At 69.0% G+C, this 19,415-nt stretch carries 15 protein-coding genes, 2 rRNA genes, 1 pseudogene and 1 riboswitch; of the genes and pseudogenes, 14 read left to right on the top strand and 4 right to left on the bottom strand.

Annotation, left to right across the window (positions count from 1 at the left end; genetic code table 11):
• The 12 genes from DCW30_RS14425 to DCW30_RS14370 all read left to right on the top strand — a co-directional run.
• Nucleotides 1-1,392, top strand: a 23S ribosomal RNA gene (locus DCW30_RS14425); the annotation flags it as partial.
• 89 nt (nucleotides 1,393-1,481) lie between these two features.
• Nucleotides 1,482-1,598, top strand: a 5S ribosomal RNA gene (rrf, locus tag DCW30_RS14420).
• Nucleotides 1,599-1,753: 155 nt separating this feature from the next.
• Nucleotides 1,754-2,362 carry a cardiolipin synthase ClsA gene (gene clsA, locus DCW30_RS14415; protein ID WP_062769833.1) on the top strand — a complete coding sequence of 203 codons (609 nt, stop codon included), beginning with the start codon at nucleotides 1,754-1,756 and terminating at the stop codon, nucleotides 2,360-2,362.
• A gap of 111 nt (nucleotides 2,363-2,473) precedes the next feature.
• Nucleotides 2,474-4,969: a mannose-1-phosphate guanyltransferase gene (locus tag DCW30_RS14410; protein WP_076687190.1), complete on the top strand. Its 2,496-nt coding sequence runs from the start codon at nucleotides 2,474-2,476 to the stop codon at nucleotides 4,967-4,969.
• A 112-nt stretch (nucleotides 4,970-5,081) separates the two neighbouring features.
• Nucleotides 5,082-5,981, top strand: coding sequence for a DUF881 domain-containing protein (locus DCW30_RS14405; RefSeq protein ID WP_076687191.1), 900 nt, complete (start codon nucleotides 5,082-5,084; stop codon nucleotides 5,979-5,981).
• Complete coding sequence (locus tag DCW30_RS14400) at nucleotides 5,978-6,310, top strand: small basic family protein (RefSeq protein ID WP_030794354.1); 333 nt, start codon at nucleotides 5,978-5,980, stop codon at nucleotides 6,308-6,310. Before DCW30_RS14405 ends, DCW30_RS14400 begins: the two co-directional genes overlap by 4 nt.
• 5 nt (nucleotides 6,311-6,315) lie before the next feature.
• The gene (locus DCW30_RS14395) at nucleotides 6,316-7,155 is read left to right on the top strand and encodes a DUF881 domain-containing protein (RefSeq protein WP_062769822.1); all 840 of its coding nucleotides are present in this window, start codon (nucleotides 6,316-6,318) and stop codon (nucleotides 7,153-7,155) included.
• Nucleotides 7,156-7,237: 82 nt separating this feature from the next.
• Nucleotides 7,238-8,206 carry an FHA domain-containing protein gene (locus tag DCW30_RS14390; protein WP_076687192.1) on the top strand — a complete coding sequence of 323 codons (969 nt, stop codon included), beginning with the start codon at nucleotides 7,238-7,240 and terminating at the stop codon, nucleotides 8,204-8,206.
• Between the two features lie 44 nt (nucleotides 8,207-8,250).
• The gene (gene ftsR / locus DCW30_RS14385; RefSeq protein ID WP_076687193.1) at nucleotides 8,251-8,991 is read left to right on the top strand and encodes a transcriptional regulator FtsR; all 741 of its coding nucleotides are present in this window, start codon (nucleotides 8,251-8,253) and stop codon (nucleotides 8,989-8,991) included.
• 98 nt (nucleotides 8,992-9,089) lie between these two features.
• The gene (locus tag DCW30_RS14380; RefSeq protein ID WP_030794342.1) at nucleotides 9,090-9,563 is read left to right on the top strand and encodes a bifunctional nuclease family protein; all 474 of its coding nucleotides are present in this window, start codon (nucleotides 9,090-9,092) and stop codon (nucleotides 9,561-9,563) included.
• Nucleotides 9,564-9,732: 169 nt separating this feature from the next.
• Nucleotides 9,733-10,350, top strand: coding sequence for a MerR family transcriptional regulator (locus DCW30_RS14375; protein WP_076689560.1), 618 nt, complete (start codon nucleotides 9,733-9,735; stop codon nucleotides 10,348-10,350).
• Between the two features lie 46 nt (nucleotides 10,351-10,396).
• A complete protein-coding gene (locus DCW30_RS14370; RefSeq protein WP_076687194.1) occupies nucleotides 10,397-11,764 on the top strand; it encodes a DNA polymerase IV in 1,368 nt (455 codons plus the stop codon).
• 60 nt (nucleotides 11,765-11,824) lie between these two features.
• Here the strand turns inward: DCW30_RS14370 and DCW30_RS14365 are convergent, their stop codons facing one another.
• Nucleotides 11,825-12,202 carry a PRC-barrel domain-containing protein gene (locus DCW30_RS14365; protein WP_076687195.1) on the bottom strand — a complete coding sequence of 126 codons (378 nt, stop codon included), beginning with the start codon at nucleotides 12,200-12,202 and terminating at the stop codon, nucleotides 11,825-11,827.
• A 174-nt stretch (nucleotides 12,203-12,376) separates the two neighbouring features.
• Nucleotides 12,377-12,475, top strand: a riboswitch (glycine riboswitch).
• Between the two features lie 199 nt (nucleotides 12,476-12,674).
• Here DCW30_RS14365 and gcvP point away from each other — a divergent pair.
• Complete coding sequence (gene gcvP / locus DCW30_RS14360; RefSeq protein WP_076687196.1) at nucleotides 12,675-15,560, top strand: aminomethyl-transferring glycine dehydrogenase; 2,886 nt, start codon at nucleotides 12,675-12,677, stop codon at nucleotides 15,558-15,560.
• Nucleotides 15,561-15,693: 133 nt separating this feature from the next.
• Here gcvP and DCW30_RS14355 read toward each other — a convergent pair whose 3' ends face one another.
• Nucleotides 15,694-15,900, bottom strand: a complete 207-nt coding sequence (locus DCW30_RS14355; RefSeq protein ID WP_062781472.1) for a DUF5999 family protein — start codon at nucleotides 15,898-15,900, stop codon at nucleotides 15,694-15,696.
• 313 nt (nucleotides 15,901-16,213) lie between these two features.
• Nucleotides 16,214-16,798, bottom strand: a complete 585-nt coding sequence (locus DCW30_RS14350; RefSeq protein ID WP_076687197.1) for a hypothetical protein — start codon at nucleotides 16,796-16,798, stop codon at nucleotides 16,214-16,216.
• Nucleotides 16,799-17,278: 480 nt separating this feature from the next.
• Here DCW30_RS14350 and DCW30_RS14345 point away from each other — a divergent pair, with 480 nt between their 5' ends.
• Nucleotides 17,279-18,799, top strand: coding sequence for a glutamate-cysteine ligase family protein (locus DCW30_RS14345; RefSeq protein WP_076687198.1), 1,521 nt, complete (start codon nucleotides 17,279-17,281; stop codon nucleotides 18,797-18,799).
• Nucleotides 18,800-18,820: 21 nt separating this feature from the next.
• Here the strand turns inward: DCW30_RS14345 and DCW30_RS37460 are convergent.
• Nucleotides 18,821-19,083, bottom strand: a pseudogene (locus tag DCW30_RS37460) (hypothetical protein); the annotation flags it as partial.
• Between the last annotated feature and the right edge of the window lie 332 nt (nucleotides 19,084-19,415).

Genomic DNA, 19,415 nt, shown 5'->3' with positions numbered 1-19,415 from the left:
TGAGACCTGATGCCGAGCCGATTGTGGTGAAGTGGATGATCCTATGCTGTCGAGAAAAGCCTCTAGCGAGTTTCATGGCGGCCCGTACCCTAAACCGACTCAGGTGGTCAGGTAGAGAATACCGAGGCGTTCGGGTGAACTATGGTTAAGGAACTCGGCAAAATGCCCCCGTAACTTCGGGAGAAGGGGGGCCATCACTGGTGATGAGTCTTGCACTCTGAGCTGGGGGTGGCCGCAGAGACCAGCGAGAAGCGACTGTTTACTAAAAACACAGGTCCGTGCGAAGCCGTAAGGCGATGTATACGGACTGACGCCTGCCCGGTGCTGGAACGTTAAGGGGACCGGTTAGTGCGCTTTCGGGCGTGCGAAGCTGAGAACTTAAGCGCCAGTAAACGGCGGTGGTAACTATAACCATCCTAAGGTAGCGAAATTCCTTGTCGGGTAAGTTCCGACCTGCACGAATGGCGTAACGACTTCTCGACTGTCTCAACCATAGGCCCGGTGAAATTGCACTACGAGTAAAGATGCTCGTTTCGCGCAGAAGGACGGAAAGACCCCGGGACCTTTACTACAGTTTGATATTGGTGTTCGGTTCGGCTTGTGTAGGATAGGTGGGAGACTGTGAAGCGGGCACGCCAGTGTTCGTGGAGTCGTCGTTGAAATACCACTCTGGTCGTGCTGGATGTCTAACCTCGGTCCGTGATCCGGATCAGGGACAGTGTCTGATGGGTAGTTTAACTGGGGCGGTTGCCTCCCAAAGAGTAACGGAGGCGCCCAAAGGTTCCCTCAGCCTGGTTGGTAATCAGGTGTTGAGTGTAAGTGCACAAGGGAGCTTGACTGTGAGACCGACGGGTCGAGCAGGGACGAAAGTCGGGACTAGTGATCCGGCGGTGGCTTGTGGAAGCGCCGTCGCTCAACGGATAAAAGGTACCCCGGGGATAACAGGCTGATCTTCCCCAAGAGTCCATATCGACGGGATGGTTTGGCACCTCGATGTCGGCTCGTCGCATCCTGGGGCTGGAGTCGGTCCCAAGGGTTGGGCTGTTCGCCCATTAAAGCGGTACGCGAGCTGGGTTTAGAACGTCGTGAGACAGTTCGGTCCCTATCCTCTGTGCGCGTAGGAATATTGAGAAGGGCTGTCCCTAGTACGAGAGGACCGGGACGGACGAACCTCTGGTGTGCCAGTTGTCCTGCCAAGGGCATGGCTGGTTGGCTACGTTCGGAAAGGATAACCGCTGAAAGCATCTAAGCGGGAAGCCTGCTTCGAGATGAGTATTCCCACCCCCTTTGAGGGGTTAAGGCTCCCAGTAGACGACTGGGTTGATAGGCCAGATCTGGAAGCCCGGTAACGGGTGGAGGTGACTGGTACTAATAGGCCGAGGGCTTGTCCTCAGTTGCTCGCGTCCACTGTGTTGGTTCTGAAACCACGAACAACCCCGCGTTTGTCACAGAGCGTGGTGCGGTTGACAGTTTCATAGTGTTTCGGTGGTCATAGCATGAGGGAAACGCCCGGTTACATTCCGAACCCGGAAGCTAAGCCTCATAGCGCCGATGGTACTGCAGGGGGGACCCTGTGGGAGAGTAGGACGCCGCCGAACTCCTTTTATAGCCGTGGCTCCTGGACATCTGTCCGGGAGCCACGGCTTTTTGCGTTGTCCGGTCACCACCGCGACTACCCCTCACGTACCTGCGGGTTGCGGCTGAGGGTAGGGTCAGGGGGCATCATCGGCTCTTTCCCACAGGAGGCCCCCGGGTGGAGGTCCAGGAGACACGCGTCCAGACGGACCGTGTCCTCACCATCCCGAACATCCTCAGCATGGCGCGCCTCGTCGGCGTGCCCCTGTTCCTGTGGTTGATCCTCAGGCCGGAGTTCGGAGGGCCCAAGAGCGACGGATGGGCGCTGCTGGTCCTCGCGCTGAGCGGCATCAGCGATTATCTCGACGGGAAGCTCGCGCGCCGCTGGAACCAGATCAGCAGCCTCGGCCGGCTGCTCGATCCCGCCGCCGACCGGCTCTATATCCTCTCGACGCTCGTCGGCCTCACATGGCGGGAGATTTTGCCGCTCTGGCTGACCGCGGCGCTTCTCCTGCGCGAGCTGGTTCTCCTGGTGATGGTCTGGATCCTCCGGCGTCACGGCTATCCGCCGCCCCAGGTGAACTTCCTGGGCAAGGCCGCCACCTTCAACCTGATGTACGCCTTTCCACTACTGCTGCTGAGCGACGGAAGCGGATGGATCGCTTCTCTCGCTGCTATTTTCGGATGGGCGTTCGCCGGATGGGGTACAACGCTGTATTGGTGGGCAGGGATCCTGTATGTGGTTCAGGTCCGCCGACTTGTCAAGGTGGACAGCATGACCGATTGAGCCCGCCGACTCGGCGGCCGTAGAGGCACGAAGGCCCGTATCTGACCTGCACGGGCCTCACGCGGCGGGCTTATCGGCAACATCGTCGTCTATAAGGAGGACGTTTCCGACATGAAGGCCGTCGTAATGGCCGGCGGTGAGGGCACACGCCTTCGCCCGATGACCTCCAGCATGCCCAAGCCGCTCCTTCCCGTGGCCAATCGCCCGATCATGGAGCATGTGCTTCGCCTGCTGAAGAGGCATGGGCTCACCGAGACCGTAGTAACAGTGCAGTTCCTGGCATCGCTGGTCAAGAACTACTTCGGCGACGGCGAAGAGCTCGGTATGGAGCTCACGTATGCCAATGAGGAGAAGCCGCTCGGCACCGCGGGCAGCGTGAAGAACGCCGAGGAAGCGCTGAAGGACGATGCCTTCCTCGTCATCTCCGGTGACGCGCTCACCGACTTCGACCTCACCGATCTGATTAACTTCCACAAGGAAAAGGGCGCGCTCGTCACCGTCTGTCTGACGCGCGTGCCCAATCCCCTGGAGTTCGGCATCACCATTGTCGACGAAGAAGGAAAGGTCGAGCGCTTCCTCGAGAAGCCGACCTGGGGCCAGGTCTTCTCCGACACGGTGAACACGGGCATCTACGTGATGGAGCCCGAGGTCTTCGACTACGTCGAGGCCGATACGTCGGTCGACTGGTCCGGCGACGTCTTCCCGCAGCTGATGAAGGAAGGCAAGCCCATCTACGGCTACGTCGCCGAGGGCTACTGGGAGGACGTCGGCACGCACGAGAGCTACGGCAAGGCCCAGGCCGACGTGCTCGAAGGCAAGGTCGACGTCGAACTCGACGGCTTCGAGATCTCGCCCGGCGTCTGGGTCGCCGAGGGCGCCGAGGTGCACCCCGACGCGGTCCTGCGCGGCCCGCTCTACATCGGGGACTACGCCAAGGTCGAGGCGAACGCCGAGATCCGCGAGCACACCGTGGTGGGCTCGAACGTGGTCGTCAAGAGTGGTGCGTTCCTGCACAAGGCCGTCGTGCACGACAACGTCTACATCGGGCAGCACTGCAATCTGCGGGGCTGCGTCGTCGGCAAGAACACCGACATCATGCGGGCCGCGCGCATCGAGGACGGCGCCGTCATCGGTGACGAGTGCCTTGTCGGTGAAGAATCGATCGTGCAGGGCAATGTGCGGGTCTACCCGTTCAAGACGATCGAGGCGGGCGCGTTCGTCAACACGTCGGTCATCTGGGAGTCCCGGGGCCAGGCGCACCTGTTCGGCGCGCGTGGCGTCTCCGGCATCCTGAACGTGGAGATCACGCCTGAGCTCGCCGTGCGCCTCGCGGGGGCGTATGCGACGACCCTCAAGAAGGGCTCGACCGTCACGACCGCGCGAGACCACTCACGAGGCGCGCGTGCCCTCAAGCGGGCGGTCATCTCGGCGCTGCAGGCCAGCGCCATTGACGTACGCGACCTGGAGAACGTGCCGCTGCCGGTCGCGCGCCAGCAGACCGCCCGGGGCAGTGCCGGCGGAATCATGATCCGGACGACGCCCGGGGTGCCGGACTCCGTCGACATCATGTTCTTCGACGGGCAGGGCGCCGACCTCTCGCAGGCCGGCCAGCGGAAGCTGGACCGGGTGTACGCACGCCAGGAGTACCGGCGTGCCTTCCCCGGTGAGATCGGTGACCTGCACTTCCCGTCCAGCGTCTACGACTCCTACACCGGGTCCCTGCTGAGGAACGTGGACACCACCGGGGTCGCCGAGTCGGGACTCAAGGTCGTCGTGGACGCCTCGAACGGCAGCGCCGGACTCGTGCTGCCCAGCCTCCTCGGCAAGCTCGGGGTGGACGCGCTGACGATCAACCCGGGGCTCGACGAGTCGCGGCCCACCGAGACCGCCGATGCCCGCAGGTCGGGCCTTGTGCGACTCGGTGAGATCGTGGCCTCCGCACGGGCCGCCTTCGGCGTGCGCTTCGACCCGGTCGGCGAGCGGCTGTCGCTGGTGGACGAGAAGGGCCGGATCGTCGAGGACGACCGGGCCCTGCTGGTCATGCTCGACCTGGTGGCCGCCGAGCGGCGCAGCGGGCGGGTGGCGCTGCCGGTGACGACGACGCGCATCGCCGAGCAGGTCGCGGCGTACCACGGCACGCAGGTGGACTGGACGACCACGTCGCCGGACGACCTGACGCGGGTCGCGGGCGGCGAGTCGACCATCTTCGGTGGTGACGGGCGCGGCGGGTTCGTGGTGCCGGAGTTCAGCAACGTGTTCGATGGGACGGCGGCGTTCGTGCGGCTCGTCGGCCTGGTGGCGCGTACACAGCTCACGCTGAGCCAGATCGACGCCCGCATTCCGCGTGCGCACGTCCAGCGGCGCGATCTCGCGACGCCGTGGGCGGTCAAGGGGCTCGTCATGCGGCGTGTGGTGGAGGCGGCCGGGGACCGGTCCGTCGACACCACCGACGGTGTGCGGGTCGTGGAGGCCGACGGCCGGTGGGTGCTCGTGCTGCCGGACCCGGCCGAGGCCGTGACCCATCTGTGGGCCGAGGGCCCCGACGACGCGTCCGCCGAGGCGCTGCTCGACGAGTGGGCGGCCGTGGTGGACAGCGCGGGTCACTGACCACGCGCGCGTGCCGGGCAGCACCCGCAACGGGTGCTGCCCGGCACGCCGGTGGGGTTGTTCGGCGTACGACGGTGGGGCCATTCGGAGGTAGCGCCCGCGACGTGCGACGATGTGCGGCATGCCGCAGCAGCCCCCCGTTCGGAGCACCCCCGCACGCCCCCGGCGTCCGGACGCCTCCATGTCGCTGCTCACCACGGTCATGGACCACAGCCTCGACGAGGGGTACGCGGAAGCCGCGGCCCGGAAGCGGGCCAGAGGTGACAGCGGCATGCCGCGTCCGCTGCGCGCCAAGCTCGGGCTCGCGGCGGGGCTCGTGCTCGCCGCCCTCGTGGTCACCGTGGGCGCAGCCGAGGCGCGGATAGCCGCACCGGTGGTCGCCAAGGAGCGCGAGGAGCTCATCGACCGCGTCGAGGACGCGACGGCCGGGGCCGACAAGCTGGAAGACGACGTGGACGAGCTCCGCGACGACGTGGGCGAGCGGCAGCGAGCCGCACTGCGGGAACACGGCGGCGGCAAGGGCGAACTGGTCGGTCTCCTCTCCGGCGCCACCAAGGTCCACGGGCCCGGCGTGCGGCTCGTCGTGGACGACAAGAAGGCGGCGGACCAGGGCGGCGGCGGGCCGCGCGAGAGCGCGGACTTCTCCGACACCGGGAGGGTGCGGGACCGCGACATGCAGCGCGTGGTCAACGGCCTGTGGGAGTCGGGGGCCGAGGCGATCTCCGTCAATGACCAGCGGCTCACGGCGCTGTCGGCGATCAGGGCCGCGGGTGACGCCATACTGGTCGACAACAGGCCGCTGGTACCGCCGTATACGGTGCTCGCGGTGGGGGACGGGAAACGTTTGAGCGCCCGGTTCCAGAACAGCCACGACGGTCAGTATCTGCACGCGCTGCAGGAGAACTTCGGCATCCGGACCAGCATCTCCGTGTCGGACGAGCTCCGGCTGCCCGCCGCGCCGAGTGTGACCGTCCGTACAGCAGAGCCGAAGGCAGGAAAGGGCACATCGTGATCGCCGTACTGGGCCTCGTCGTGGGAGTCGTGGCCGGATTGTTGGTTCGGCCCGAGGTTCCGGCGGTGGTCGAGCCGTATCTCCCGATCGCCGTGGTAGCGGCCCTGGACGCGGTGTTCGGCGGGTTGCGCGCGATGCTCGACGGCATCTTCGACGACAAGGTCTTCGTGGTGTCGTTCCTGTCGAACGTCGTGGTGGCCGCGCTGATCGTGTTCCTGGGCGACAAGCTGGGCGTGGGCGCCCAGTTGTCCACGGGCGTGGTCGTGGTCCTCGGCATCCGGATCTTCTCCAACGCCGCCGCGATCCGCCGGCACATCTTCAGGGCGTGACCCCGATGAGCGCTGACGACAAGCCCGAGGGACCGCAGTCCCCCCGTCGCGAGGAACTGCCCGCCGAGGTGCCCGCCGGTGAGCCGGAGGCACCGGCTCCGCCGGCTCGCGACCAGCCGCGGCTCACCGGCCGCCAGCGGCTGGTGAAAGGCCTGTGGCCACCGCGGGTGACGCGGCCCCAACTGATCGTGGCCCTGCTGCTGTTCGTGCTGGGCCTCGGCCTGGCGATCCAGGTGCGGTCCAACAACGACAGCAGCGCGCTGCGCGGGGCACGGCAGGAAGATCTCGTACGCATCCTCGATGAACTGGATGACCGTACTGAGCGTCTGGAAGAGGAGAAGCGGGGTCTCGAGGAGCAGCGGACCGGGCTGGAGAACAGTTCGGACCAGGCCGAGGAAGCCCGTAAGCAGACGGTCGAGCGGGAGCGGCAACTCGGCATCCTGGCCGGCACCGTGGCGGCCCAGGGGCCGGGCATCACGCTGGCCATCGAGGACAAGAAGGAGGCGATCGAGGCGGACATGCTGCTCGACGCCATTCAGGAGCTGCGCGCCGCCGGTGCGGAGGCGATCCAGGTCAACGACGTACGTGTCGTGGCCAGCACCCATCTTTCGGACGCCGGCGGCGGTGGCGTGCGGGTGGACGGCCGCAAGGTCGGCGCGCCGTACCTCTTCAAGGTGATCGGCAAGCCGCAGGATCTCGAGCCCGCGCTGAACATTCCGGGAGGTGTGGTGCAGACTCTGGAGAAGGAGCAGGCCACAGTCACCGTGACCCGCTCGGAGAAGATCGTCGTGAGCGCCTTGCGACCCGCGAAGCAGCCTGACTACGCTCGGTCGTCGTCGGAGTGAGCCGCGGGCGCATGGGGGCCGCGCGGCAAGGGCATGAGGTTGCGGGGGGTCGGCGCACCGGAAGCACGGTGCGTGGTGGAAACTGTTTGGTGGATTCGGACGTTATGAGGATGTCCGGTTCACCGATGAGTGCCGGTGTGTGCAATCAGGGTTCGTCCTGCCCCACGGGCGGGTCTGTTTCGGTCAAGGGGAATCGCCCGTGAAGTTGTTTGCGAAGTTGTTCGGCAAGAGTGCACGTGAGGACAGCGGCAATCCCGCCACTGCCCGTCACCGTGCCCCGCGTCATGGAGAGGCCGAGGAGCAGGGCGGAGAGCGCCCGATGTTCCGCGATCAGGTCGCCGGCCCGGGTGGAGACATTTCGGGCGGACAGGGCGCGTCGTCTGTTGACCCTGCCGGTCCCGGCCGCATAGGTTTCGGAGAACCGTCAACCTCGAGTGCGGGTGGAGGGTTCACCCCCGGCCCGTACGCATCGAACGCCCCTTCGGGGCAGCCGCGGCAGGAGGACCCGTCCATGGCCCTGGTGTGTACGAGGTGCGGCAACCGCAATGCCGAGGCGAGCCGGTTCTGTTCCAACTGCGGTGCGCCGCTGAGGGCCGGGGCCACGCCGGAGCGTGCTTCCGAGACGACGTCCACGATCTCCATCTCGGGCCTCGAGGCCTACGACGCGGAGGCGACGGGCACCAACCCGTCTCCCGCGCTCTCTCCGGAGGCGCAGGCCGCTGTCGACGCACTGCCGCTGGGCTCGGCGCTCCTCGTCGTGCGTCGCGGGCCGAACTCGGGCAGCCGTTTCCTGCTCGACGGAGACCTGACCACCGCGGGACGCCACCCGCAGAGCGACATCTTCCTGGACGACGTGACGGTGTCGCGGCGCCATGTGGAGTTCCGTCGCGTCCAGGACGGTTCCTTCACCGTCGAGGACGTGGGCAGCCTCAACGGCACGTACGTCAATCGGGAGCGCATCGACTCGGTCGCGCTGTCGAACGGCGACGAGGTGCAGATCGGCAAGTACCGGCTGGTGTTCTACGCGAGCCAGCGGAGCGTCGGCATCTGATCCGCCCCCGGACCGGTTCCGGGGAACACCCCCAGGGAAGGTCCATGCTGCAAACACCGAGGGGCGGTGCCGGCACCGGCACCGCCACGGACCGTCGGCTGATGAGCATCGGTACCGTGCTGAACGCGTTGCGTGACGAGTTCCCCGAGGTCACGATCTCCAAGATCCGTTTCCTGGAGTCCGAGGGGCTCATCGAGCCGCAGCGCACCCCTTCCGGCTACCGGAAGTTCAGCCCGGAGGATGTCGAGCGTCTCGGCCACGTCCTGCGGATACAGCGGGATCACTACCTCCCGCTCAAGGTCATCCGCGAGTACCTCGACGCGCTGGAGCGGGGTGAGCGGGCTCCGCTGCCCTCCCTGGGGCGGCAGCGGGGTCCTGGTGACGCGGAGGGCCAGGAGGAGCTGGAAGGCCCCACTGCGGCCCGTGTGGGCCGTGACGAGCTGCTCGCCCTCGCCGAGATCGACGAGGAGCAGCTCACGGAGTGGGAGACGTACGGACTGGTCGTGCGGCTGCCCGACGGCGGATATGACGCGGAGGCGGTCACGGTCGCCTCGCTCGTCGTCGAGCTGGGCAGGTTCGGTATCGAGCCACGGCATCTGCGCGCCATGAAGTCGGCCGCCGAGCGGGAGGCCGGTCTCGTCGACCAGGTCGTCGCCCCGCTCCGGCGGCACCGCAACCCGCAGACCAGGGCGCACGCCGAGGCGCGCGCCAAGGAGCTGGCCGGCCTGACGGGAAAGCTGCATTCGGCTCTCGTGCAGACCGCTCTCGGGATCAGACTGCCGTGACCTGCCGGGCGTTCTCGGACGCCCGGCAGGCCCGCCCGCGCCGTACTCGGCGGGTGCCCGACTACCCAAACCTGCCGACCACGTCCTAGGGTTGCTGTGTGAACGAGCTCGACGTCGTAGGTGTCCGGGTCGAAATGCCCTCCAACCAGCCGATCGTGCTCCTGCGTGAAGTGGGAGGCGACCGGTACCTTCCCATCTGGATCGGACCAGGTGAGGCGACCGCCATCGCCTTCGCGCAGCAGGGCATGGCACCCGCACGGCCGCTGACCCACGACCTTTTCAAGGACGTGCTGGAAGCCGTGGGCCAAGAGCTCTCCGAAGTGCGCATCACGGACCTGCGAGAAGGGGTCTTCTACGCCGAGCTGGTCTTCGCCAGCGGCGTGGAGGTGAGCGCGCGGCCGTCCGACGCCATAGCGCTCGCGCTGCGCACGGGGACGCCGATCTACGGCAGCGACGGCGTCCTCGACGACGCCGGGATCGCGATCCCGGACGAGCAGGAGGACGAGGTGGAGAAGTTCCGCGAGTTCCTGGACCAGATCTCTCCCGAGGACTTCGGCACCAACAGCCAGTGAGCCGCTTCCGGAGGTCGGTTTCAGGCCATTCGGCCAGTCTTTCCCCGTGATGGGGCACGGGAAACCACTCTCAGGGTGATTATCACTCGGCGTGGCGAGTGTGGCGATCGTTGACGAGCCCCTGGTGACTGCCTACCTTCGAGAAGGCAGGTCAAGGACGGAGGTCGGCGTGAGAAGCAGCGGCGACGGTACGGCGGTGGGCGGCCCGTACCCGTTTTACGGCAGCGCGGCCGATCACTCTCCGAAACGACCGATGGCGGTCCAGGGGAGCGGGGACGCTACGTCAGAGAATTCCGAGCAGATCGGGTACCGGGGGCCGACGGCCTGCGCGGCGGCGGGGATCACGTACCGCCAGTTGGACTACTGGGCCAGAACGGGCCTGGTCGAGCCCAGTGTGCGGGCGGCGGGCGGTTCCGGGACCCAGCGGCTCTACAGCTTCCGGGACGTCGTCGTCCTGAAGATCGTCAAGCGGTTGCTCGACACCGGGGTGTCCCTGCAGAACATCCGGACGACGGTGCAGCACCTGCGGCAGGGCGGCTTCCGGGATCTCGATCGGATGACGCTGATGAGCGACGGCGCAACGGTCTACGAGTGCACGTCGCCCGGTGAGGTCCACGAACTGCTCCAGGGCGGCCAGGGCGTCTTCGGCATCGCCGTGGGCGTGGTGTGGCGGGACGTCGAGGCCGCGCTGTCCCAGCTGCACGGGGAGCGCGTCGACACCGGGGAGACACTCATCGGCCACAACCCCGCGGACGAGCTGGCCAGGCGGCGCAACAAGGCTGTCTGAGACGCCGGGCGGGGCATTGTCAGTGGCGTAGGGCAGCATCGGGAGCGTGAGAAGCGCGCCGACGATCCTGCATCTGGACATGGATGCCTTCTACGCGTCCGCGGAGCAGGCCGCGAAGCCCAGTCTGCGCGGAAAAGCCGTGGTGGTGGGGGGCCTCGGCCCCCGAGGAGTGGTGGCCACGGCGTCGTACGAGGCGCGGCTGTTCGGTGTGCACTCCGCGATGCCGATGGGGCAGGCGCGCAGGCTCGCGCCGAACGCGGCGTATCTGGTGCCGCGCTTCGGTCTCTACCGCGAGATCAGCGAGCAGGTGATGGGGCTGCTCCGCGAGCTGTCGCCGCTGGTGGAGCCGCTCAGCCTGGACGAGGCCTTCGTGGACTTGGAGGCGGGCGGCGTCGCGGACGACGAGGCGTCGGCGCGGGCCGTGGGGGAGCGGCTGCGGGCGGACATCAAGGCGGTCACCGCACTGACGGGGTCGGTGGGGCTCGCGGTCTCCAAGATGCTGGCGAAGATCGCCTCCGAGCAGGCGAAGCCGGACGGGCTCGTGCTGATCGCGCCGGGCACGGAGCGGGCGCTGCTCGGGCCGATGCCGGTGCGGACGCTGCCCGGGGTGGGGCCCGCCACGGGCGACCATCTGCGGCGGGCGGGGATCACCACGGTCGAGGAGATCGCGGAGGCCGGCGAGGACGAGCTGGTCAGGCTCCTCGGCAAGGCGCACGGCGTCTCGCTGTACGCGATGGCGCTGGCGCACGACGAGCGGCCCGTGGTGGCCGAGCGTGACACCAAGTCGGTCAGCGTCGAGGACACGTACGACGTGGACATCCACGACCGGGTGCGGGTCAGGGCGGAGGTCGCGCGGCTCGCCGACCGGTGCGTGCAGCGGCTGCGGGCCGCCGGGCACTCCGGGCGGACCATCGTGCTGAAGGTGCGGCGCTTCGACTTCTCGACCCTGACGCGCTCGGAGACGCTCCGTGGGCCCACGGACGACCCCGGAGTGGTCAGGGAGGCCGCGGCGCGGCTCCTGGAGTCCGTGGACACCACGGGAGGCGTGCGGCTGCTGGGCGTGGGCGTCACTGGCCTCGCCGACTACACGCAGGAGGACCTGTTCGCGCAGGCCGCCGAGGCCGCGGCGGAGCCCACCGGAGAGCCCGTGGAGCCCGTGGCGGGTGAGGCCGTCATCGGCCCGGAGACGGAGCCCGCCGAGGCTCCGGAGACGCCGGTGGAGCGGCGCTGGGCGGCCGGTCACGACGTGCGGCACGCCGAGTACGGGCACGGCTGGGTCCAGGGCAGCGGCCTCGGCCGGGTGACGGTGCGCTTCGAGACGCCGCAGTCGCCGCCGGGGCGGGTGCGGACGTTCCGGACGGACGATCCGAAGCTGGAGCCCGCGGAGCCGCTGCCGCTGGTGGGCGGTGAGTGACGACCGGGACCGAGCGGTGAGGGGAGGCGGCCGGGGCGGGCGGGCCGGCTGAGACGCGGGTCAGGCCGGGCCCTGGTCCGCCACGCGGCCGAAATCGCGATCCGCGGGCGAGGCGTCCGGCGGCGTCGTGTCCAGGCCGTAGTGGTGGTAGAGCTGGAGCTCCTGGGCGGGGGAGAGGTGGCGGCCGACGCCGAAATCGGGGGCGTCCCTGATCAGGGCGCGGTCGAAGGGGATGCGGAGGGTGCCGTCGTCGACCAGTTCGCTGGGTTCCAGGGGGACGAAGGCGTCGCGGCTGAACAGGCCCGTGCGTATCGCCGCCCACTCCGGGGCGCCGGTGGCGTCGTCGAGGTAGATCTCGTCGATCGTGCCGATCTTCGCCCCGTTCCGGTCGAACGCCTTGCGGCCGATCAGGTTGCGCGGATCGATGTCGGTTCGCACGGGCCCTCCAGCTGGTCGCGGCGTGTGGAACACCGGGATATCGGGGTGTGGGACACCGGGATACGGGGACAACTCAACATTGTTCGGTCGTACTCACTACGAAAGAGCACTTCGCGGCAGGCGGCCACTCGAAGGATCGGCCATGGTCCTCGCTGGTAGGCTGGCGACGGCTGCTGACCCCGTGCGGGAGAGCTCTCCGGACCACAGGCCCGGAGGCGCCGAAGGAGCAAATCCTCCCCGGAATCTCTCAGGCACCCGTACCGCACGGACGAGGTCACTCTGGAAAGCAGGGCGGGCGTCGGGCGGGCACGTCCGGGACCCTCCCTCACCGACGGTGAAAGCCGGTCGGCGTCCTCGCATGTCGAGGCTGTCGCCGGTGAAGCTCTCAGGTTGAGATGACAGAGGGGGAGGCCGTCCGGGTACCCGTGCCGAGGTACCCCTCGTAGGTCGTGCAGACCAGGAGGCCTCCGCAATGACTGCCACCCATATCCCGCTCGCCGAGCTCGAGCAGGGCATCCCCTTCGAGCAGCGGCACATAGGGCCCGACGCCGAAGCGCAGGCCAAGATGCTCGCCCAGGTCGGGTACGGCTCGCTCGACGAGCTCACGGCCGCCGCGGTGCCGGATGTGATCAAGAACGCCGAGGCGCTCGACCTGCCCGGCGCCCGCAGCGAGGCCGAGGTCCTCGCCGAGCTGCGCTCGCTCGCGGACTGCAACCAGGTCCTGGACTCCATGATCGGCCTCGGGTACTACGGGACGTTCACGCCGCCGGTGATCCTGCGGAACGTGATGGAGAACCCCGCCTGGTACACCGCCTACACGCCCTACCAGCCCGAGATCTCGCAGGGCCGCCTGGAGGCGCTGCTCAACTTCCAGACCATGGTCGCCGAGCTGACCGGTCTGCCCACCTCCGGCGCCTCCCTGCTCGACGAGGGCACCGCCGCCGCCGAGGCCATGGCCCTCTCGCGCCGCATGGGCAAGGTCAAGAACGGCGTGTACGTGGTCGACGCGGACGCGCTGCCGCAGACCATCGCCGTGATCCGGACGCGAGCCGAGCCGACCGGCGTCGAGATCGTCGTCGCCGACCTGAGCGACGGCATCCCCGCCGAGGTCGCCGAGCGCGGCATCGTGGGCCTCCTCGTGCAGTACCCGGGCGCCTCCGGCGCGGTCCGCGACATCAAGCCGCTGATCGACCGGGCGCACGAGCTGGGCGCGGTCGTCACGGTCGCCGCCGACCTGCTCGCCCTGACGCTGCTCACCTCGCCCGGTGAACTCGGCGCCGACATCGCCGTCGGCACGACCCAGCGCTTCGGCGTCCCCATGGGCTTCGGCGGGCCGCACGCCGGATACATGGCGGTGCGCGAGACGTTCGCGCGCAGCCTTCCGGGACGCCTGGTGGGCGTCTCCGTCGACGCCGACGGCAACAAGGCCTACCGCCTCGCGCTGCAGACCCGTGAGCAGCACATCCGCCGCGAGAAGGCCACCAGCAACATCTGCACCGCCCAGGTGCTGCTCGCCGTGATGGCCGGGATGTACGCGGTGTACCACGGTCCCGAGGGCCTGAAGTCCATCGCCCGCCGCACCCACCGGTACGCGACGCTGCTCGCCGCCGGCCTCACCGGCGGCGGTTACGAGGTCGTCCACGGCGCCTACTTCGACACGCTCACCGTGCGCGCGCCCGGCAAGGCCGCCGAACTGGTCGCCGGCGCCCGCGAGGCCGGGGTGAACATCCACCTCGTCGACGCCGACCACGTCTCCCTGTCCTGCGACGAGACGACCACGCGCCGGCAGCTCAGCGCGGTCTGGGGCGCCTTCGGTGTCGACGCCGACGTCGACGCGCTCGACGCCAGCGCCGCCGACACGCTGCCCGAGGGCCTGCTGCGCGGCGACGCCTACCTCACGCACCCGGTCTTCCACCAGCACCGCTCCGAGACCTCGATGCTGCGCTACCTGCGCAGGCTCGCCGACCGCGACTACGCGCTCGACCGCGGCATGATCCCGCTGGGCTCCTGCACCATGAAGCTCAACGCGACCACCGAGATGGAGCCGGTCACCTGGCCCGAGTTCGGGCAGCTGCACCCCTTCGCGCCCGCCCAGCAGGCGCAGGGCTACCTCACGCTCATCCGTGAGCTGGAGGAGCGGCTCGCCGAGGTCACCGGGTACGACAAGGTCTCGCTCCAGCCCAACGCCGGTTCGCAGGGCGAGCTGGCCGGACTGCTCGCCGTACGCGGGTACCACCGGGCCAACGGCGACGAGCAGCGCACCGTCTGCCTGATCCCCTCCTCCGCGCACGGGACGAACGCGGCGAGCGCCGTCATGGCGGGCATGAAGGTCGTGGTCGTCAAGACCGCCGACGACGGCGAGATCGACGTCGACGACCTGCGGGCCAAGATCGAGAAGCACCGCGACGAGCTGGCCGTGCTGATGATCACCTACCCCTCCACGCACGGCGTCTTCGAGGAGCACGTCGCCGACATCTGCGCGGAGGTGCACGAGGCCGGCGGCCAGGTGTACGTGGACGGGGCCAACCTCAACGCGCTGGTGGGTCTCGCCAAGCCGGGCCACTTCGGCGGCGACGTGTCGCACCTGAACCTGCACAAGACCTTCTGCATCCCGCACGGCGGCGGCGGCCCCGGCGTCGGCCCGGTCGGCGTCCGCGAGCACCTCGCGCCCTACCTGCCGAACCACCCGCTGCAGCCCGCCGCGGGCCCGGAGACCGGCGTGGGACCGATCTCCGCGGCGCCGTGGGGTTCCGCCGGAATCCTGCCGATCTCCTGGTCGTACGTGCGTCTCATGGGCGGCGAGGGCCTCAAGCGCGCCACCCAGGTCGCGGTGCTCTCCGCCAACTACATCGCCAAGCGCCTGGAGCCCCACTACCCGGTGCTCTACACCGGCCCCGCGGGGCTCGTCGCGCACGAGTGCATCGTCGACCTGCGTCCGCTCAGCAAGGCGACCGGCGTCAGCGTCGACGACATCGCCAAGCGGCTCATCGATTACGGCTTCCACGCGCCGACCATGTCGTTCCCCGTGGCGGGCACGCTGATGATCGAGCCGACGGAGAGCGAGGACCTGGACGAGATCGACCGGTTCTGCGAGGCGATGATCGCCATCCGTCAGGAGATCGGGAAGGTCGGCTCCGGAGAGTGGGCCGCCGACGACAACCCGCTGCGCAACGCCCCGCACACCGCCGCCGCCCTGAGCGGCGAGTGGGAGCACGGCTACAGCCGTGAGGAGGCCGTCTTCCCGGCCGGCGTCTCCACCTCCGCCAAGTACTGGCCGCCGGTGCGCCGCATCGACCAGGCGTACGGCGACCGGAACCTGGTCTGCTCCTGCCCTCCGCTGGACGCGTACGAGGACTGATGCCGGCGCCCGTGCGCCACGGGCATGTGTCGGGGCCGGTCCGGAGAGCGATCTCCGGGCCGGCCCCTCGGCTGTCTGCCGCGCTCACGTGGTTCGCGCGGGGTGCCCGTCCGTGCGGCTGCGCGGGCGGCGATCAGGCGGCCGTCATGACGCGGTCGGTGCCCAGCGGTCGGTGCGGCGCGATGATCCGGCCGTCCGGCAGCAGCTCACCGGTGTCCTCGAAGAGCAGGACGCCGTTGCACAGCAGGCTCCAGCCCTGCTCCGGGTGGCTGGCCGCGAGGAGCGCGGCCTCCCGGTCGGCGGAGTCGGCTGTCGGGCACGGTGGTTGGTGCTGGCACATGGAAGGGTTCTTTCGCTGCGGTTCGATGGCTGTGACGTCTGTCCTGTGGCTCGATGCGGTGCTCATGACCGCCCCCCGTTGTCGTCGGTCCAGTTCCAGTGTTGCCCCTGCGGGCGTCAATCCGCAGGCAATTCGCGGCAGCGGTTCCTACTGCTTAATGACGTATCACCCGCCCGGACGGTTCAGCCCAACTCCGCTGTCTCTTCGGGTGGTTCGGGGTGGCCCGACCGGGCTAGTCCACTTGGGTGGGAACAGCGTCGTGCCCCGCGGCCGTCGGCAGCGGGGCACGTGGGACGGCAGGGGCTCGGCGTCGTCAGGCGGGCGACCTCAGCAGGGGCGCCGGGGTCAGCCGCAGGGTGAGGACCTGGAGCAACTCGGCGACCCGGTGCGGGCGGTGGGCCGCGATGCCGGGCGGCGCGGGCGCGAGGGGCACCAGCAGGTCGGCGGGGGCGAGCGGGCCCTCGGCGCCGTCGTCCGTGCAGTCGCGGTGCAGCCAGAGGGTCAGCATGTACAGCTCGGGCACGGAGAGCAGCCGCGGCTGGCAGGGCATCGGCATGGCCTCGGCGTGCCGCAGGGCCCGTTCGGTGGAGGCGATGTAGGGGCCCTCGAAGAAGTGCGAGAAGGCCCAGCCGTCCGGTGTGAGCATCGTGTCGGCCGCGGCGAGGGCCCGCTCACCGCCGCGGATCATGAAGCGCCATCCCGCGAGGCGCGTGGGCGAGGTGCCTCCCGGCGTGACGTGCTCCAGGACGTGGACGGGCAGCGGGAGTTCCGGGCTCAGAGGGCCCTGGGCGGCACGCAGGGTCGGTGTGCGCGCCTCGCGTACGGCGGTGGGAGAACCTAGTGCCGCGAGAACGCTGCGCAGGGCGGGCGCGGGGGCAGGGGGGACATGCAGCGGCATGGTGGGTCGCCTCTCTCGTTCGACAGGCACGGTGGAGCGGGGCGGGTGCGTGACGGCGCTGTCAGCTTCGGGTCAGAGAGGCGGGGGCCGGGGGACCAGGCGCCAGAACTCTGCCTCGAATGCGGAGTTTATACGATGGGTGTTCGGGCGTTGTTTCACCTAACCGTGATCGACATTTCCGGCAAGGACTTATCACGCCGTCGTGATGAGGTTTTTCTCCCCATTTAGCGAGGGGGTCACCGCTGTGACCTTCGAATCGTCGGCGGGAGCGGTCGGCCGATTCCCATCGGTGTTTTTGACCACGCTTGCGAGGACGAATCTCCACTCTGCCCCATGCCGCGTGAATGTGCCGTGGCGCGGCGGGGCCGAGTCTACTGGCCGGCCGCGTCGCGCGGGGCGTTACGGATCACATCGGTGGGGCATCATCCCTCGTACACAGCGGCCGGGCCCCCGGCTGCCCGGGCGAGGAAGGACAAGGCGATGGGGGATAAGGTCGCGGCGGTCGCGTTCGACCTGTCCGATCGGGACCGCTACCGCAGCAAGCTCCAGAAGTGCCTCACGGGGCTTGAGCGGCTGCTGGATGAGGAGCGGTTCGACCGGCCCCAGAACCTCATGGGGCTGGAGATCGAACTGAATCTCGCAGGGCCCGACGGACTGCCCAGAATGTTGAATGCACAGGTTTTGGAGCGCATCGCGAGCCGGGATTTCCAGACCGAACTAGGAATGTTCAACCTGGAAGTGAACATCGCCCCGCACCGGATCGGAGGCCGCGTTCTCGACCAGCTCGCCGAAGAACTGCGCACCGGTCTCAACTACGCCCACAGGAAAGCGAACGAACTGGGCGCAGGCATTGTCATGATCGGTATTCTGCCGACCCTGAACAGCGCCGACCTGACGTCGGCCCATCTCTCCGACGTCGACCGCTACGCCCTCCTCAACGAACAGATCGTCGCCGCCCGCGGTGAACCCTTCGCCCTCGACATCGAGGGCGTGGAGCGGCTCACCTGCACCTCCGCGTCGATCGCCCCCGAGGCGGCGTGCACCTCCATCCAGTTGCACCTCCAGGTCACGCCGGACCGGTTCGCCGACGTGTGGAACGCGGCGCAGGCCATCGCCGCCGCGCAGGTCGCCGTGGGCGCCAACGCGCCGTTCCTCTTCGGGCGCGAGGTGTGGCGCGAGTCGCGTCCGCCGCTGTTCCTGCAGTCCACCGACACCAGGCCCCCGGAGCTGCAGGCCCAGGGCGTGCGCCCGCGGACCTGGTTCGGGGAGCGGTGGATCACCGGGCCGCTCGAACTCTTCGAGGAGAACCTGCGGTACTTCCCCGCGCTGCTGCCTTTGATGGACGCCGAGGACCCGCTGGCCGCGCTCGACGCGGGAGAAGTGCCGCACCTCGGCGAACTCGTCCTGCACAACGGCACCGTCTACCGATGGAACCGCCCGGTGTACGGCATCGCCGACGGCGTACCGCACCTGCGGGTGGAGAACCGCGTGCTGCCCGCGGGCCCCACCGTCACCGACGTCATCGCGAACGTCGCCTTCTATTACGGCCTCGTACGGGCGCTCTGCGAGGAGGCGAGGCCCGTGTGGTCGCGGCTGCCCTTCGAGGCCGCGGCGCACAACTTCGACGTCGCCTGCCGGCACGGCATCGACGCGGACCTGCGCTGGCCGCGGCGCGGCAGACTGGGCGGCACCGCGGAGGTGCCGGCCGCGGACCTCGTACGCGAGGAGCTGCTGCCGCTGGCTGCCGCAGGGCTCGACGCGTGGGGCGTGGCGCCCGCGGACCGGGATCTGTACCTCGGGGTGATCGAGCAGCGCTGCCGGCGGCGGGTCAACGGGGCCTCGTGGCAGGCGAGGACGTACCACCTCGCACTGGAGAGCGGGCTCACCCGGGAGGCGGCGCTCGCCGCGACCACGCAGCGGTACTGCGAGCTGATGCACGAGGGGGAGCCGGTGCACACCTGGCCGGTGGGGCTCTCCGGACCGGTGGCGCCGCGGGGCTGAGCCCGCCGGTCGGCGCTGGTGGCTGCCCGCCTCCATGATGGCCTTGAGGACGACGGAGTGGATCTGCGCCGGGTCGTCGAACCGGTGACCTGAGCCGCCGGTGGCCGCGGCCATCTGCTGGACCTCCTCCTTGTCGGCCTCGGGACCCACGGCGATCGCGCTGACCGGCACCGGCTCCTCGGGTCGGCGAGTTCTTCGAGCCGGGAGACGAGGGAGCTGCGGAAGATGCTGCCCGGGTCCTGGCCATCGCCATCGGTGAGGATCACCAGGGCGTTGGACATGCCGTCTCCTCGTACGTCGCGCGGGCCTTCTTGAACGCCGCCTGCTCGGAGGCGATCAGCGCCTGGTTGCGGCGCGGGTTGCCCTTCTCGGCGCCGGAGCCGTCGCGGCCAGGGTGGCTTGACGCGGTCGGCGGCGGTGCGCAGGGCGGGTGTCACGTCGGGGGCGGCGACCACGTCGACGCGCACCGCGTCGTCACCGCACGAGCCGGGAAAGGAGAGCAGACCGCTGCGGACGGCCACCGCCGTGCCGCCGGCGACCACGAGGACGAGAGCCGCGGCGATGGCGACGGTGTGGCCACGGGCGCGCGGCCGGGGGTGCGCGCGTCCGTCCCGTG

Source organism: Streptomyces alfalfae, from assembly GCF_004127445.1.
In the GTDB taxonomy this organism is placed as follows: Bacteria; Actinomycetota; Actinomycetes; order Streptomycetales; family Streptomycetaceae; genus Streptomyces; species Streptomyces alfalfae.
This window is presented reverse-complemented; position numbering and strand designations above follow the sequence as displayed.

Coding starts and splice junctions, on each gene's coding strand:
- DCW30_RS14355 (WP_062781472.1), bottom strand. CDS start 15,900: ATGTGCCAGCACCAACCACCGTGCCCGACAGCCGACTCCGCCGACCGG.
- DCW30_RS14350 (WP_076687197.1), bottom strand. CDS start 16,798: ATGCCGCTGCATGTCCCCCCTGCCCCCGCGCCCGCCCTGCGCAGCGTT.
- ftsR (WP_076687193.1), top strand. CDS start 8,251: ATGCTGCAAACACCGAGGGGCGGTGCCGGCACCGGCACCGCCACGGAC.
- gcvP (WP_076687196.1), top strand. CDS start 12,675: ATGACTGCCACCCATATCCCGCTCGCCGAGCTCGAGCAGGGCATCCCC.
- DCW30_RS14395 (WP_062769822.1), top strand. CDS start 6,316: ATGAGCGCTGACGACAAGCCCGAGGGACCGCAGTCCCCCCGTCGCGAG.
- DCW30_RS14405 (WP_076687191.1), top strand. CDS start 5,082: ATGTGCGGCATGCCGCAGCAGCCCCCCGTTCGGAGCACCCCCGCACGC.
- DCW30_RS14410 (WP_076687190.1), top strand. CDS start 2,474: ATGAAGGCCGTCGTAATGGCCGGCGGTGAGGGCACACGCCTTCGCCCG.
- DCW30_RS14345 (WP_076687198.1), top strand. CDS start 17,279: ATGGGGGATAAGGTCGCGGCGGTCGCGTTCGACCTGTCCGATCGGGAC.